This is a genomic window from Novipirellula sp. (assembly GCF_041583735.1).
Taxonomy (GTDB): Bacteria; Planctomycetota; Planctomycetia; order Pirellulales; family Pirellulaceae; genus Novipirellula.
Genome location: NZ_JBFHFD010000149.1, coordinates 1 through 15,408 on the forward strand (window position 1 = coordinate 1; position 15,408 = coordinate 15,408).

General features: G+C 50.9%; 11 protein-coding genes and 1 pseudogene. 6 read left to right on the forward strand and 6 right to left on the reverse strand.

Features of this window, described 5'->3' with window-relative positions; all coding sequences use genetic code 11:
- Both ABX962_RS13290 and ABX962_RS13295 read right to left on the reverse strand, forming a co-directional pair.
- A pseudogene (locus ABX962_RS13290) lies at positions 1 to 202 on the reverse strand (transglutaminase family protein); the annotation flags it as partial.
- Positions 203 to 748: 546 nt separating this feature from the next.
- A complete protein-coding gene (locus ABX962_RS13295; RefSeq protein WP_372720138.1) occupies positions 749 to 1,012 on the reverse strand; it encodes a GlsB/YeaQ/YmgE family stress response membrane protein in 264 nt (87 codons plus the stop codon).
- Between the two features lie 563 nt (positions 1,013 to 1,575).
- Between ABX962_RS13295 and ABX962_RS13300 the strand changes: the two genes are divergently transcribed.
- The 5 genes from ABX962_RS13300 (at position 1,576) to ABX962_RS13320 (ending at position 7,930) form a co-directional block, all read left to right on the forward strand.
- On the forward strand, positions 1,576 to 2,784 hold the full coding sequence (locus ABX962_RS13300; RefSeq protein ID WP_372720140.1) for a hypothetical protein: 1,209 nt from the start codon (positions 1,576 to 1,578) through the stop codon (positions 2,782 to 2,784).
- Between the two features lie 938 nt (positions 2,785 to 3,722).
- Positions 3,723 to 4,859 carry a hypothetical protein gene (locus ABX962_RS13305; RefSeq protein WP_372720142.1) on the forward strand — a complete coding sequence of 379 codons (1,137 nt, stop codon included), beginning with the start codon at positions 3,723 to 3,725 and terminating at the stop codon, positions 4,857 to 4,859.
- Entirely contained in the window at positions 4,856 to 5,851 is a 996-nt protein-coding gene (locus ABX962_RS13310; protein ID WP_372720144.1) for a mechanosensitive ion channel family protein, read from the forward strand. The genes ABX962_RS13305 and ABX962_RS13310 overlap by 4 nt, the downstream gene beginning before the upstream one ends.
- A complete protein-coding gene (locus ABX962_RS13315; protein ID WP_372720146.1) occupies positions 5,848 to 6,936 on the forward strand; it encodes an endonuclease/exonuclease/phosphatase family protein in 1,089 nt (362 codons plus the stop codon). The genes ABX962_RS13310 and ABX962_RS13315 overlap by 4 nt, the downstream gene beginning before the upstream one ends.
- Positions 6,937 to 7,573: 637 nt before the next feature.
- Positions 7,574 to 7,930, forward strand: coding sequence for a hypothetical protein (locus ABX962_RS13320; protein WP_372720148.1), 357 nt, complete (start codon positions 7,574 to 7,576; stop codon positions 7,928 to 7,930).
- Between the two features lie 156 nt (positions 7,931 to 8,086).
- On the opposite strand, the gene ABX962_RS13325 is transcribed toward ABX962_RS13320, so the two are convergent.
- From ABX962_RS13325 to ABX962_RS13340, 4 genes are all read right to left on the reverse strand, one after another.
- The gene (locus ABX962_RS13325) at positions 8,087 to 8,317 is read right to left on the reverse strand and encodes a four helix bundle protein (RefSeq protein WP_372720150.1); all 231 of its coding nucleotides are present in this window, start codon (positions 8,315 to 8,317) and stop codon (positions 8,087 to 8,089) included.
- 407 nt (positions 8,318 to 8,724) lie between these two features.
- Complete coding sequence (locus ABX962_RS13330) at positions 8,725 to 9,393, reverse strand: PH domain-containing protein (RefSeq protein ID WP_372720152.1); 669 nt, start codon at positions 9,391 to 9,393, stop codon at positions 8,725 to 8,727.
- A gap of 887 nt (positions 9,394 to 10,280) precedes the next feature.
- Positions 10,281 to 12,641 carry an SIR2 family protein gene (locus ABX962_RS13335; protein ID WP_372720154.1) on the reverse strand — a complete coding sequence of 787 codons (2,361 nt, stop codon included), beginning with the start codon at positions 12,639 to 12,641 and terminating at the stop codon, positions 10,281 to 10,283.
- Between the two features lie 68 nt (positions 12,642 to 12,709).
- Entirely contained in the window at positions 12,710 to 12,961 is a 252-nt protein-coding gene (locus ABX962_RS13340) for a hypothetical protein (RefSeq protein WP_372720156.1), read from the reverse strand.
- A gap of 565 nt (positions 12,962 to 13,526) precedes the next feature.
- Between ABX962_RS13340 and ABX962_RS13345 the strand changes: the two genes are divergently transcribed.
- Positions 13,527 to 14,618, forward strand: a complete 1,092-nt coding sequence (locus ABX962_RS13345; RefSeq protein ID WP_372720158.1) for a hypothetical protein — start codon at positions 13,527 to 13,529, stop codon at positions 14,616 to 14,618.
- The last annotated feature ends 790 nt before the right edge of the window (positions 14,619 to 15,408 follow it).

The following is a 15,408-nucleotide window of genomic DNA, read 5'->3' on the forward strand; positions in this document are numbered from 1 at the left end:
CACCCGGCGGCACGGAAAGCCTAACCGGTCGATTGCCCAAGGGGCCAACAGCACATTCCTCAATTTTGTAGAATGGTTCGACGGCGAATGATTCTTCGACGATCTGCTGATGGTCGTTTCGAGCGACCGAAATATTAAACAGGAATGTCGTGGGGGTGGAGACTTGGTAGACAATACGGCTACCAACTTTGATTTGATTCATGATTGAGCTTTTAAGTTTGAAAGGTTAGGGTTATTTTATCGGCAGGGTACATGGCTACAGGTCTCGCACTATCAAACGCGACCAAATTGTGGAAGAAGCTACCGAATCGAATCAGTGAAAATGGCGATTGCGGCGTGTCACTTACGCGGCTTGGATGCAACCCTTGATACAACAAACCAGCTGCCAATAAATGCAATCCGAAATCGAGCACCAAGGCGTCCATGAAAAATGGCAATGGTGCATCAGCTATTTGACAGCGAGCAATTTTTGTACAACGAGTTCAAAACCAAATCCCGGTAGTGGCTTGCTCAACCTACGAACTCGAACGAATGGCAGCGAGTTTTTTATTGACAAAATGAAATGCGACATCTCGACAGTGAGCATTGCTTGTCTCGACGTCTCTTTACTGAGCGGCGATAGCGAGCGGCGATCCTGTTAACGCGAAAGGGTTTGAGTGCTTTCGAGAAGTGCTTCAATGTTAGACTTCTTTAACGAACAATAGCTGCCTTGATTGTCGTCGCAGCCAAGCATCTGAGCACGCTCAAGCTACACGGCTCGTCGTTTGGTCCCAAACCATCCCAGAACGAGAAGTACGATTGCTCCGAGCGTGGCCAGTATCCAGCCTCCTGGTTCAAATGGCGAAGTACCAAGCTTCAGTATGTACGCGACAGCTCCCCCCAGCAGAGATCCTAGAATTCCCAAGACCATCGTGGCGATGATCCCCATCGAATCATTTCCTGGATGAAGCATTCGAGCGAGAAATCCTGCCACCAAACCAACAACCACCCATCCAATCAGTGAGCCAATCATCGTTAGATTCCTGTGTCATCATCACATGATCCGCATGAGCAGGTGGAACTGCAGACCGGGTTTGCTCCTGGACAGACCAGCCACCGATTTCTCTAATCCTCTATAGCATTTCTTGAGCCAAATCTTGGAGCTCAGATAAAATTCTTCGGTTAGGTTTCCCAGCCTATTTAGCGACCGTGAAGCGACTGAGGTGAATTCCTTCGTCGACTCGATCGAGTCGAGGTCGAATGTTCCAGCCCAAAGTTCATTGCTGTTAGCGTTTAGTGCCGCCTAAGGTTGATCCTTGTGGAAGACCAATTGCTTGGCCTCTTTCGAACATCCCGGACGTTGTGTATCGACGATCGACAAGTTTTGAACCGGGAGTTTAATCAAGCAAAGCGTTCGCGTTCTTTCTTCGCGAGGCTTTCCTCACGCTCGCGGGTTGACCGCGACCTGCTCTTCTCGATCGCATATATTCAGGGGCAGTAACGGCTTTTTGCCAATCGGCTCTGTCTCGCTGGTATTGGAAGCCAACGCTTAACGGCAACGAATTTTCAACCCATTTAACGCCTGGCGATTCCCAGATGCATCTCTCTTCCAAATCGCCAGCGACAGAGTCGAAGCCTCTGCGTTATACGGTTGGCGTGATGCAGGCGTTAGTCGAGGCGACCGACGAAGTGGCGTTCGAATTGATGGTTCAAAAGTCTCTGGCGTTGGTTCGCGAGACGCTGAACGAGGAGCTTGGTCTCGACATCCAATTCTTCAACTTCAGCGGCCCGCATTTGACTCCGGAATCTGGTTCGTATGCAGCAATGGATTTTTTGCGAATTGGTTTGAATGAAAAGATAGAACGCAACATTGACTTTTTGTTGATCGTTACAGAAGTGGATTTGTCCGCTTCCAAACTTGCATATGCACTGGCGCTACCTAGTCAGTTGACCAACGTCGCGGTCATCTCAACCAAGCGACTCGATCCTGCGTTTTGGGGTGAAGCGTCCACGGTGGAAACGTCGCCGCGTCGGCTCAGCACGTTAATGCTGCACAGTTTCGGTCACCTATTGAATCTGTCGCATGAGGACGACAACCACAATATCATGTACGACTTTAAAGCGGTCGCCGAACTCGATCGCATGGTCGACTTTACCGACCCGCAACGCCGCGTGGTGCTGAAGAACCTTCCCATTGAAGCTCGCGAGCGAGTCAGCAACCGAGAGTCCGGCCGTTGGGGCTTTATTACCAGCGCCATATTGATCAACACGCGAAGCATCCTGGCGGGAATCCACCGAGCCAACCCATTGAAGTTACTCGCTCGCTTACCGACGATGATCACGGCGGCATTATCCGTTTTGATCTTTCTACTGTTCACGCCCGATATGTGGGACGTTGCCAGCGTTGTCGAACTCTACCAGATAGTTATCTTTGCCGTGCTTGCGATCAGTGGCGCAACGCTGGCGTTGTACAAGTCGTTTGCATCGGGGCCCGTCAGCAGTCGCGATCGAACACTTTCTGAATCCGCGGTGGTGACCGAGACCGTGATCATTTTGAGTCTGTTCCTAACGATGGCCGTTCTTTTTATCGCGTTCGGCGGCCTGATCTACCTAGCCATCGCCACGATCTTTCCGCAACGATTGATGCAAACCTGGACCACGGTGGTGCCGGCAACCGGTTTTCAACAGCACGCCAAACTATGCATCTTCATCAGTGGACTATCGATTCTAGCAGGCTCCCTAGGTGGACGAGCGGACAGCAAAGAACTCATCCGCGGTGTCCTATTCACTGACGAAGAATCCTAACTGCTGGCGATCATCAAAGCAGTTGGTGGCAAAGGACTCATGTCAAAGATTGAAGCTGCCATTTCTAGAACTGCCAACTAGGCCGACTCGGGATTAATGGCATCTTCAGCGGATGATCCAGATGGCGGTGGTCAGCTTGACCAAATCAGCGAGATGGAACCGGACGACATCGGTGACTCTCGGGGCCGAGGTGCGGGTAATAGGTACACTTTTCCATCACGGCTCGGCGGCGCACGGTCATCTCTGGATTGAGCACCAACGATTGCAACTAGCGGTCTGCGTCCTCGACGTCTTGTGGGGACGATGATGATTGCGGAGCAATCAACGACTATCAAACTTCCGGTAGTGGACCAGGCAACGAGTCCTACGGTGGACGGTGAGCTTGGGGACTCGCTGTCTCGTCCACTACGTTTGATGTAAATTGAGATGGTGACCCGACGATGATCCGTTCGCGACCAAGTTGATCGCAGAACGAGCGACCAATCTAGCCACTTTGATCGACCGAGTCTCTTTTGGGACCAAGTAACGCGAACAGCCTGAATAGGGGGCGAACAAATCTGACGATTTGACTTGTCAATATGGCGGGCAAATGCGCGACGAGTGCGGCGATTCAAATTTGCTATTAACGGTCGCATTATGGGGGTGATCGGAAAGCACGCCGTGGCAATCACTCGATAAATTCGCGATGTGCTCGCCGAGCGACCATGGACGGTTGACACCTTGAATTGCACGTGGCTCGTGACCACGGGGATTGGCGACGGCACAACATGTGCCTAATTGGTTCAATAAGATCGATTACGACTGACCGTTGTCCGCCCCGGATCGCGGGATGGATGAGGCGATCGGTGGCAGGTTCGTCGCACAACGACTCACGGACTAGCAGGAAAGCAGCATGCTCGATCTTTTCAATCCATGAACCCCATGAATGAAGATACAACGTGAGTGAAGCAACCGGTCAACCACTGACGTTCAACACTCTTGGTCACTATCAATGGCCTGCAATGGCCGCCGATGAGTCGATACGGAATTTCAGTTGGAAAATCTGGAAGCGATTCGGGGGCAAGGATGAGGATCCATTCATTTCGGAAGACTCGCTGAAATGGGTAAGTGACAAACACTCGGCGGGAATCGAATCGCCACCGGCTTGCGGTCCAATCATGGAAGAAATGCAAGCCACCTTTGCCGAATGGATCTGCGATCCGAATCCGTCGCGATGGCTTCAGCTTGTGGTCTTACCACCGGCAGACACCAACGATTTGCTTCGTACATGGGCTGTCGAACACGGCCATCGCATTATCGATCCGCCACTGCGTGAATCATTGCTAGACCACTCGAAAGTCGCTTCCGTACCACTCGACTGCGAAAACACCTTGGTGGTCATCCCTCAACTTGAACGTTGGTTCCTTCGTCATCAAGACGGTATGATGCACGTTCGTCGTTTGTTGCTACAAGCCTCAAAAGCCAAACGTCACCTTATCATTGGATGCAATTCTTGGGCGTGGCAGTTTCTAAACAAGGCGGTCAGTGCGGGACGCCTATTGCCGCTTGGTTTGACCTTTAACGCTTTCGATGCCGACCGACTTCGGAATTGGTTAATGCCGCTTTCCCAAAGTGATAACGCATCCGAGTATGTCTTCAGGCAATCTAAAAATGGTTTGATCGCCGATTCAGACTATTTCGCGAAGCTGGCCGCTCGCAGCCTAGGAATCCCTTGGATCGCTTGGCACCTGTGGCATCGCGCATTACGCGTCCGCCCAAGTGGCCAAAACATCGGTCACCCGAAGTTTCCTGATGAGCAAACGCGATGGGTTTCGGAATTGGAGGATTTCAGTTTGCCGATAGAGGATGTCGATGCGGCGTTGCTGACATTGCAGGCCTTATTGATCCACGGAGGGCTGACCGAAGAGGAATTAGATTTGGCAACGCCAAGCGTCGATGCGTCAAACGTCTTGCCATCGCTGGTCGAAGCCGATTTCGTCGCTCATCAAAACGATGGGTATCAATGTAAACCGGACGCCTATCCGGCGATCCGATCTCGACTGGTCTCCGCAGGGTTTCCAGAGGACAAACTATGATGCAAGAAGAAAGCAAGGTCCCCACGGGCGAAAATTCTGCTGAACCGTCTTCGTCGGGGCAGGTAGCCGCCGAGTTGGCTGACAGCGTGTCAGAGCGAACCGCGTCTTTGCCCGAAACGAGCGAAACCACGCAAAAGCAGGTAGAAGAGCTGGAATCAACCGGTCAGTCGGGCGCCGAAGAAGCTCAAGACGAAGCAATGAAACTAATCAATGATTTGCAAGACATCAACTTCCTGCACATCGTTGCGATCATCTTCTCCGCTTGGTTGCTTATCTTTCTCACTCGCAAATTACTTCCGCTTCTGGCCGAACGCGGCCCTAGCCAGACGCGTCTTTACATCCTCAATGCCGTGCCGATCATACGACTGTTGACGATGACGGGGGCGATCTTGTGGTTGATCCCAATTATATTTAACGTCAACTTCGAAAACTTTCTCGTCATTGCAGGCGGGGCTAGTGTCGCGATTGGGTTTGCCTTTAAGGACTATGTCAGCGGGCTGATTGCCGGGATTATCGCTGTTTTTGAGCGTCCCTATCGGCCTGGCGATTGGGTCACAATCGGTGACCATTATGGTGAGGTGCGTTCGGTTGGCATGCGTTCGCTGTGCCTGCAGACCGCAGCGGACGACCTCGTGACCGTTCCTCACACCCGGATCTGGGACGAAAACATTGCGAATTCCAACAACGGCGAGCGGACGTTGATGTGTGTGGCAAATTTTTACATTCGTCCCGACCATGATGCCGACGCGGTCCGTCACGCACTTCGCGAAGTGGCGATGACGAGCGCCTATTTGGAATACAGCAAACCGGTCTTGGTAATGTTAGCGGATGAGCCATGGGGCACCCATTATAAAGTCAAAGCGTATCCATTTGACCTTCGTGATCAATTCGCCTTCATCAGCGACCTGACCTGTCGAGGCAAATCGGCGGTTCGCAGTATTGGGGCCGAATTTGTCACCGCCGATTACGCAACTACCTCGGAACAGCCATGAACAACGACGGTGTCAAAGAACGAAGTTGGCAATGGATACTGTGGAGTGTTTGGTGTGGTCTACTGATCGTCACTGCCATTGCGCCGCTGTTTCCGGTCAACTGGTGGTGGGTCCGCGTTGGCGATTATCCGCGGATCCAACTTCTCTGCGTTTACCTTGTGACGCTTGCCGTGATGCTGCTTGTTCGTCGTCATCGTCCTACAAAATGGCTTGCCGCGGGGTTGCTGGTAGCCTGCGTCATTCAAGGGTACTGGATCTTTCCCTACATGCCGTTCGCGCCAAAAAGGGTTCAGTGGGCGCAGCAGCAAGATCCAGCGGCGCGATTGCGAATTGTTTCAATGAACGTCCTCCAAGAGAACGACAACGCAGCGGCGGTCCTGGAAATTGTTCGAAGAGAAAAGCCAGACGTACTGGTGCTTTGCGAGGTCAACTCGCGGTGGCTCGATTCGCTTGCGGCACTTGACGAACAATTCGATTTCGCCAAAAAGCATCCTCTTGAGAATGGCTATGGAATAGCGTTTTACTGTAATTTGCAGGTGGATTCCTGTCGCATTCGGTCAATGGTCAAACACGAGATTCCTTCCATCGATGCCACCCTACGTTTGCGAAACGGGCAAAAATTGCGGTTGTTTGCCGTTCACCCCAATCCACCAAGACCTGGCGAGAGCACCGTGAAACGCGATGCCGAATTGGTGCTTGTCGGTCGCGAAGTTGCGAAGGATAAATCCGCCATCGTGCTGGGCGACATGAACGATGTCGGCTGGTCACGAACGACTAACTTGTTTCAGGAGGTCAGTGGCTTGCTCGATCCTCGCAAGGGACGCGGCATGTATTCGACCTACGATGCGACCTCTTGGTATTTGCGTTATCCACTTGACTACCTGTTTCACTCCGACGACTTCCGAGTCGCCGAGTTGAGAACGCTTGAGTTCATAGGCTCGGACCATTTCCCATTGCTGATTGAACTCAGCCATGAACCGGAGGCGGAATCAAAACAAGAAGCACCCCAGTTGGACGCCGGCGACAAACAGGACGCCGACGAAGCAGTACAGGAGGCGGTCGACTTAACGGAAGCTAATAAATGAACTGCTGGCACCGATCGTTCTAGCCGCAACAAGGCTCATCAAAAGCCCGAATCAAGCAATCACATATCATCGATCCATAATACGGCGTTGACTCACTGCGGCCGATCGCTGCGATCAATTGCTAAAATGATCGTTCCCGTTTTCTGAACCTGAGTGTTCCCGGAAAACGTTTCGGCAGGGATGATTTGCAAATTGAGAGCGGATATTCACACTCGCTTGGTTGGAATTTGAACTTTGTTCATTTTGGGATTTCAGGCCTGATTGGGTTGTTGCGGATGAAACGGGAATACGAACCGCCCCCATGTTCGCTTGCTGACCACTACAAAGTCAACCGCCGCACGAATCGGGTGCAGCCAATCCCATCTTTTTCAAGCCCCAAGCAAAGTCGGAGAATTCGTTGGGCAAACGCGAACGTGCGTTCAGGCAAATCGCTCTTCTTAGGTGATCTCCCTTGTTCGCCAAAACCACCAAGCAACCGCACCGTATTTCAAACTTCTAACTTCACCCTTCAAGCTTCGTGACGTTATGCGTGTTTTATTTTCCAGTTTCGCCATTACGACCGGCCGCGAGTAAACCAAGCTCGCGGTTCAACAGAGAACGCACATGCACCATTTTATCTTTCAACGATTCTGGAAACATGAAAACTGCAACCGATACCAACATCGCGACGAACGTGGCAGCACGCGTTGCTGGAGAAGACATCAAACCAGGAGACTACGTCACGGCTTTGACGGAGATCTACGAACTGCCATCGTTCCTGTGGTGCTGTTCAGGCGGAACGCTTGCGGCGGAAGAGCCGGTTCGATCGGTCTACAAAGCCGGTGACGCTGGCCAGCCCAGCAAAGTCATCGCCGTCTGCTTGCCGTTCGTTTACGCCAAAAAAGCGAGAGGCGACACCGCAATCTTCGACATCCGCAAACACCAGCTCGTTCGGCTCGACCGCGACACTGGCCGCAAGGTGTGGAAGCGATTGCGAAAAGCCAAAAAGAAGTGAGAAGTGTGAGGGGGAAGAGTGAGGGCAAAAGAGTGAAAGTTAGTCGCGGAGTGTTTTGACGATCGACGTCACAATCACGACAAAATCATTTCCCTCATCCATCATGGCCTGAAGTCGATCTTGCGAGACGATCTCGGTCTCGGCAAGCAGCTGGAGCTAATGCAGCGTCTCGCGCGGTTCTTTGCACGCGATGTTGTACTTGAGTCGTAAATTTTTCCGGGTCTGGCTTGCTTGTCCTTCTTCAACATTCGCACCGATGGCCGTGCCGGATCGAACCAATTGCGAACCCAGCGTTTGAGGGACACCTCGTTGCTCCTGCAACGTCTGGCTGAGTTTCACGATTGGCTTCGCAAAAGCAAACGTTCGATCGAGCAAGTCTGTCTTCATTTAAAACCGAATACGGAATTCGCATCACGACTGCATTCTTTTCGTTTCCCCCTTCACCCAACACTCTTCAAACTTAGTTGTCGCATCCCGCTTGGCAAAAACACAGGCTAGAAGCCTATGCTACGAACCGAAACGCCCGCGGAGGAGCAATTCCCCGTGGGCGTTTTGTTGTGTTTCTCGTAGTGTTACTGTGCCGAACCGATACCTACCCCTATTGCTGGTCGAGTCGATATAAACGCGGCGTACACGGTCCCCAAGATCACTTCCAGCGACGCGGCCTGCCACAACCGATGGATCGACACCAGAAGGCCCCCTGAACATTTTTGCGTTGCTCATGACTTGTCAGTGATTTCGATCCCACATGAATCAGATCTTTCGTTCGCCAATCTCGAGTAACACCGAGTTTACTAAATGGAGTTTATGATTTCAGTTTTCTTGGCGTGGAACTCAGCTTCCGTAATCAAGTCCGCATCAAGCATTTGTTTGAGTTGTCCGAGTCGGGCGACCAAGTTGTCTTGTCCCGCGTGTGCTGGAGCGGGACTAGGAGCCGCAACAGCCGTATTGATCGTGACTTGGTTTGCCGCGTTCCTCTCTTCTTCCATTTTCCTTTGTCGGCGCATTTCGATCATCTCTTCCTCCATCTCCTGACCAATTCGATACACACGACGTGCCTGAACCTTTGGCAGGTAGTCAACAACTTCAACGTGACCGGAATGCCCCTGAACCGATACAGTTGCCCCGATCATGTTTTCTTTCATATGTATTCCAGCAATCTGTAGCCATATACAGTCAACAAACTCGAGTCGGCCAAGAATCTTTTGACGGAAAATGATTGCTCGGCGGTTCGTTAAAACGACAGCATCGGGAGCAAAATTGGCAACAGGACGCTGTTGTACCGCCATATACAAAGGTTCCTCAGACGACGTGCATATCTCTTGAACGCGGTTTAAGAGTTTCTGGATCATCGCGGGATCTTGGCCATCTGCCATAAAACGTGATGCACCATCTCGTTCGGCTTGGCGATGAATCCCGTCGGTTGTTGACAATGAAGTTGTCGGCGCATCGGGCTGCACCACTTGCGATTGGATGGCGGGCGTGGGCTTCGCAGGCGGAACGGGGATCGCCGGCGGTGCCGCGTTGATCGGAGCCACCGAGTCAACAGCGACTGACTTGTTTGGCTTGGATCTTGCTGTTTGGTCAATGAGTGTAACGGCGTTCGCACAGCCGGGACATTTTGCAACCTTGCCAACTTTATCGGCTGAAAACTGCAAGACCTTTGCGCAGTGAGGACACTTCATCTTCGCCGGTGATACATCGCTCATTGACCTATCCTCTAATGTACGAAACCACAATGCAGTTTACCCAGACAACACTGGGACAAACCCATAGCTTAGCTCAATCACAGTGAGCACACACGGCGTAGCAAAGCAGAAATCCTTCGCGTTAATCTAAAATTGCAAACCGAAAACATCGATTTGTGCTTTAGCTTCTACGCGTCATCTCTGGAATTTGAAATGAACACGTTCACAACATTTGCGACGTCAAAATCATACTCGCCATTTTAGAGCGAGGCGGCGATAGTTTGTTGCGAGTGAGGTCTGTTGTCAACGCGATCCATGATGCCGGCCTGGTAATGCTAGGGCGTTTTTTTTGTGGATGTGTTGTTCAGATTTGCCGGCGATATCTGTATCTACGTTTACAATCATCTGGCGTTTACGCGAGCGTATTGGCTACTGAGGCCGCTCAACTTGGCGGCTGACGATTGATGTGATTCGTGTCCTTTTTAATTTGGAGTTTCCATGTATTAGTGCAAACGCAAGTTACTTGCAACAAGTGGGTTAATCGTCCTACTTGTCAAAGAAAATAGGCATGTAAGCCTAAGCTATGATCTCAACGCCCGCTGAGGAAGCGATGCTGCCAGTGAACGTGTCGGAGACGCGTAAGTGCATAATCGCAACAAGATTCACCTAAGTTGACAAGACGCAATTGCCCTTTCTAAGGCAGTTTGAAAACGGCCACGCAATCGCTTCAATTTGGAGACCTCGGCTCTAAAGCTTCCATCGAGGAAATAGCCATCATTCATAATTTGTCCGTTCCACCCACCAGCCTTCATCTCTGCATTTACCTGGTCACACGCACGGGGCAGCCACTTCTTCACACTCGCGAACTGCTCATTTCCTACCTGACTCCACCTAAACTCAACCACAACCTCATCTGCCAGGTCACGCCCAGATATCAGTACAACGAGACCTCCCATACGGATACGGCAATCGGTGCTATCTGCGTCTCTAGTATATGGAATCTGTGCTGAATTGCTCGCAAGTTCCTCAGCCCAAACCGATGGGTTATCTATCTTCGACGCGTCTTGGGTTGCCAAGTAAAGCAGATCAATTTCATTTGCAATTGATGCAACATCTATCCTGTCTGATTGCCGTGGACGTGTCGCCTCCTCGATCAGCCGGAAAAACCGCCGGGGAAGTGATCGCCACTCTCTAAATGTGTATTTATCTTGATATTCGCCTAGAGATGTTCCCCAATCACTATGCGATGCTTCAAGTGGCTTTGGATCGCGGTAGGTCCGCATGAAAAACAACGTCATCCCTAGTCCAAAGGAATCAACAAGGGCCGAACGCGTTGAGACACTTTGATCGCGATACATCATTTCCGGAGCGAGATACCCGTTCGTTGAACCCGGTTCTTCAATTGATTTTTCGGTAGCATCTCGATTCCAAGACAAATCGAAATCTAGCATCACCACCCCCCAGTGTTCGGGTTCGTCCCACGGATTGCGGACCATGATGTTTTGTGGCCTTATGTCCCTATGTAAAACTTGTTCTGGCAAGCGGTGCGATCTTCTGAGTATGTCAATGACCTTCGCTGCGACGGCGAGGACGTCCCCCCATTTCTTGAGCTGATACTTTTCCATCGCGTTTGCAAGGTTCTCGCCGTCAATCAAGTCCATAACCACAAATGCTGGTATTTCGGCGGCATATTTGTACGGGACTATTCCATGAACATTTCTTGACTCAAGTATCTGCATGGAGGCAACACCCCTGCGAAATGCCTGAAGTCGATCGCTTTTGTTTCGAATAGATTCATGTAGCAATTTGACTGCAACCGACTCTCCGATAGGGTTTTCCGCTTCAAATATCATCCCGAACGCACCTTCGCCAATCTCCTTCACCAATTTATAGCCGAAAAGAGTATCGTGCTTTGTTCCTGGCTTCGCGTACCAAGCTCGGTGAATTGCTGCGTCATACTCTTCGCAGAATCGAAAGTAATCTGAATAACGATCGTTTGACTCACTCGTCAAAATTTTGTTCGCACGAGTGTTTAGATACTCACGAAGAACATCGACATCGACGGACTCAAGATCGTCAGGCGTATAGCAAGCATCTACATCAGTCAAACCGAGCATAGGAACACTTGCGATGACCGGTGAAGCAATATCATCCAGTGGTTTTGCGTCAACCAAGTCTTTTAAAGCTTCGACAAACTCGCTGTGATCATGGTTAGTAGCACTATACAAGATGGGTTCAATGTTCCGCTCTTGGGCCCAATCGTCAGTTGTTCGGTCGTTACGATTAGTGAACCAATAGTGCTCCCCAGAGTCGATTCCGACAGATTTTAGGGAATCTAAAAATCCGCCAGCAGCTTTGTCGTCGGCCGACATCCCACAAAAGACAACAGTATGAGCAAGAAAACAAGACTGAATAAATTCTTTGTACCCGTCTTTGCGAAGCAGCGAACTAAGGTCTTCGTTTGTCAGGACCCACGATTCGGCGTCCGACAGTGTGCCGTGCAAGTTTGCGACAAACGGCTTATTTCCCTTGACTAGGTGAGCGTGGTTCGGGCATTTCCTCCCAGCAAAATGGTCAATTGGCTTTCCCGGACGAACAAGGGAAAAAGCCCTGTATGCCAATTGGTCTAGATTTAGATTCAGTATTCCCGCGGTATTGAGTTTCCATAAGAGCGTGTACGCGTCCGGTGGAATCAGTTCGTCCGAATCAACGAGCGAATCGCGAATTGACGCGCGAAATGATTGTGGTCCAAGCTTATCTCGTAACAGCTGAAAAGATCTCCACGGGTTTCGTTCGAGCCGAACCATCTGAGAAGCAACCCGGAGTTCTTCTCTGTCCTGTAGTTCAAAATGTGATGCCTTTTTATTCAACACATCAAGTAGGTTTTCTTTGAGTTCGCCCCACAGTGGCAGGTCACACCATTTACTCAGTCCTGCGCCAGTAAAGAACATAAGCTTGTTTGTTTTTTTAGCGCACAGTGACTTAAGGCGAACAAACGCAGGCTGGGAAATATCAAATGGCATAAAAAATCCTTAATTGCTTGACTAGGTCGTCCGAAACACTTACATCACCTAGTCGCCAAGATGATTACTTATTTTGACTGCGATTCGGCCGGTTTTCGGTTTGTCCTAGGGGCGGCAGACGTCGCTGTTGAGGGTCGCCCAGCTTCTGCCTTAAAGTTGTCTTGAGAGCGAGGGCCTAGATAGTAGGCGTGGCGGACGAAGATGCGTTCTTCGTTGTAGTTGGTGTCGATGAACCAACATGCGATGCCGGTGCTGCGGCCATCCCCGGCTTGAGCGTTGAAGACGTCGACTCCGTTGATCTTGACTTGGGTCTGATTCATTTTGGCGTCGTCACTTGTGGCGGCCGAAATGTCGATGTCGGGTTCGCTTTACTATTAAAGTTTTACAATGCGCTGGACACGTAACATGATCCGCAAATTCGTTAATCATCTCATTCTATAGATTAACCATCCCGATATAGGTAGCATAAATGCTGGTAGGCGCAGCTACAACTAGGGGTGGCGGAGAATTCCGTTTTGGGGAAACGATAAGGGAGCCAGGAAGCCACCGGTGAATAATACAAAACAGTCTGTGTCAGAGCGCCGCATTCAGCATGGCGTGTTATCTGCAATTTCGAAAGTTGGAAATCTCGGTTTCGGATTGATTCGCCGGCGAAGCAATTAGACACACTAGCGTGCGTGGTTAATGCGTATGAACATGAGATGGTGCAGATTGAAGATCGAAATAAAGGTTTCAATCCGCCGCGTGGTCTTACGGCGAACTGCACGGTATCGGAAGCACGACACACATATTAAGCTCTATCGCGGTTCATCCGAGTCGTCAATCGATGCTGCGTCGAACACCATTTGATTATTCCGAATTAGAAAGGCAAGGGCCTCAAGCACAATGGCAATCTTTGAGATGACCCAGCATGAATTTGTGGAGCTGACGCCAACGTCCTTTAACGCTGCCAAGATTAGGGAGCGTGAGGATTTGCAACGGCTTCTGCGTAGCAATATCGGCATTGTCGACGAAGACTTGCTCGTCATTGCGGAAGAATTTAGCGAATGGGATGACAGCCGACGCCGGATCGATTTGTTGGCGATCGATCGAGACGCAAACCTCGTCGTCATCGAACTGAAGCGTACCGACGATGGCGGCCACATGGATCTGCAGGCGATTCGCTACGCCGCGATGGTTTCCACGATGACGTTCAAACGAGCGATTGATGTCTATGAAAAATACTTGAGAAACAACGGCAGCGAGGTCGACGCAGAACAAAGTCTGCTGGAATTTCTTTCCTGGGGTGAAGCTGACGAGGAGACGTTTGGCAGTGACGTGCGGATAGTCTTGATCGCGGCTGATTTTTCAAAAGAGGTTACAACCGCGATTCTCTGGCTCAACGATCGCGAACTTGATATTCGCTGCATTCGGCTAAAACCGTACGCCGACGGCAATCGGATTTTTGTCGATGTACAGCAAGTGATCCCGCTACCGGAAGCTGCGGAATATCAGACTCGCTTGCGAGAGAAGAATCAAGTTGAGCGGCAAACCAAAACAAGAAAGCGGGATCTGACTAAATTTGATGTGCGTTTGAGCGGCGAACTGTTTCCGAAGCAAGCCAAACGCAACGCGATGTTACTTGTTGTTCGACATCTTTGTGACAAGGAGGTTACTCCAGAGAAGATCGAAGAAGTGCTGCACTGGCGAACGGGAAAACTGTTCTATTCAGTCGAAAGCGTCGGTTCGAGTGCCGAGTTCATTGCAAGGGCGTCGTCGGTCTCAAAGCAAAAGGGACGTTCGTTTGACGCGAGTTGCTTTTTTTGTGGTGACGATGAATTGATCCACTGGAATGGGCGTAGCTTTGCATTGTCAAACCAGTGGGGGAGGCGGACTGGCGAAGCGCTAGAGCTTTTGGCGAAAGCCTTTCCAACTGCCGGTGTCAAAGTGGAAGTCGGCGACAAGGGACCGGATTGCGATTCGCAAGGTGCGGGCTGAGCAAGGTCTTGTCAATTGCGAATGGATTGTTGATAAAAACGCCGCGATCAAAACGATGGATTGAAAGTCGACCCAGGTCATTGTTTGTACGCCCGAGGAATCCCCGTCATCGGTGGCAGGCTGAGTTTGGATCGGGATAAATGGTTGCTTGCGTCTTCGGTGACGCGGCACACCACGGTCGAGCGACGCTGCGAAAGAGACGACGCAAGCACCGCCGGCGATCGATTTCTGGGCCGAGGCGGCCACTGGAGTTGTCCTTCGTGCAGAAGTCGAGCGGTTAAATGACCGGCATTTGCGATTCGAATGCGTCGAACCAGCGACGTCGTCCGGCGGGTAGTGTCACTAATCAGAATACGCATCCGGCAGAAACGTTTCATGTCGTCGCGTTGCGACTGGTAGCACTGGTTGGATGATTGGCACCCGGATAGATAGTTCGGTGTTCAGTTTTTTAAATCTTTCTGTCGCACCAATCTTTCTGTCCTTACATGTGGGCTTAGCGAGCTTGCACAATCGAACGGGATGGACTGAGAATCTGCGGTTCGATTCGGTGTGCCCGGACGATGGTCGACAGAAAAATTGATGCGACAGAAAAATGTGACGGACTTCACGGTTCGAGACAGAACACGATCTCCGGCGCTGTCTCCATTTTTTAATCTCTCATCTTTTAACCGTTTCGCTGCAACTTAGGTACGTTGCACTGTGGCCGCAACACCTGCCGTCGCTTCGCGACTTTGTGCGCCGGGGTGCGTCCTCTTCCACGGACTCACGTCCGTGGCTACAGCTTGTCGTC

What these genes read in the sequence shown, in the direction of transcription:
- ABX962_RS13295 (WP_372720138.1), bottom strand. Translation starts at nt 1,012, where the DNA reads ATGATTGGCTCACTGATTGGATGGGTGGTTGTTGGTTTGGTGGCAGGA.
- ABX962_RS13300 (WP_372720140.1), top strand. Translation starts at nt 1,576, where the DNA reads ATGCATCTCTCTTCCAAATCGCCAGCGACAGAGTCGAAGCCTCTGCGT.
- ABX962_RS13310 (WP_372720144.1), top strand. Translation starts at nt 4,856, where the DNA reads ATGATGCAAGAAGAAAGCAAGGTCCCCACGGGCGAAAATTCTGCTGAA.
- ABX962_RS13315 (WP_372720146.1), top strand. Translation starts at nt 5,848, where the DNA reads ATGAACAACGACGGTGTCAAAGAACGAAGTTGGCAATGGATACTGTGG.
- ABX962_RS13320 (WP_372720148.1), top strand. Translation starts at nt 7,574, where the DNA reads ATGAAAACTGCAACCGATACCAACATCGCGACGAACGTGGCAGCACGC.
- ABX962_RS13325 (WP_372720150.1), bottom strand. Translation starts at nt 8,317, where the DNA reads ATGAAGACAGACTTGCTCGATCGAACGTTTGCTTTTGCGAAGCCAATC.
- ABX962_RS13335 (WP_372720154.1), bottom strand. Translation starts at nt 12,641, where the DNA reads ATGCCATTTGATATTTCCCAGCCTGCGTTTGTTCGCCTTAAGTCACTG.
- ABX962_RS13340 (WP_372720156.1), bottom strand. Translation starts at nt 12,961, where the DNA reads ATGAATCAGACCCAAGTCAAGATCAACGGAGTCGACGTCTTCAACGCT.
- ABX962_RS13345 (WP_372720158.1), top strand. Translation starts at nt 13,527, where the DNA reads ATGGCAATCTTTGAGATGACCCAGCATGAATTTGTGGAGCTGACGCCA.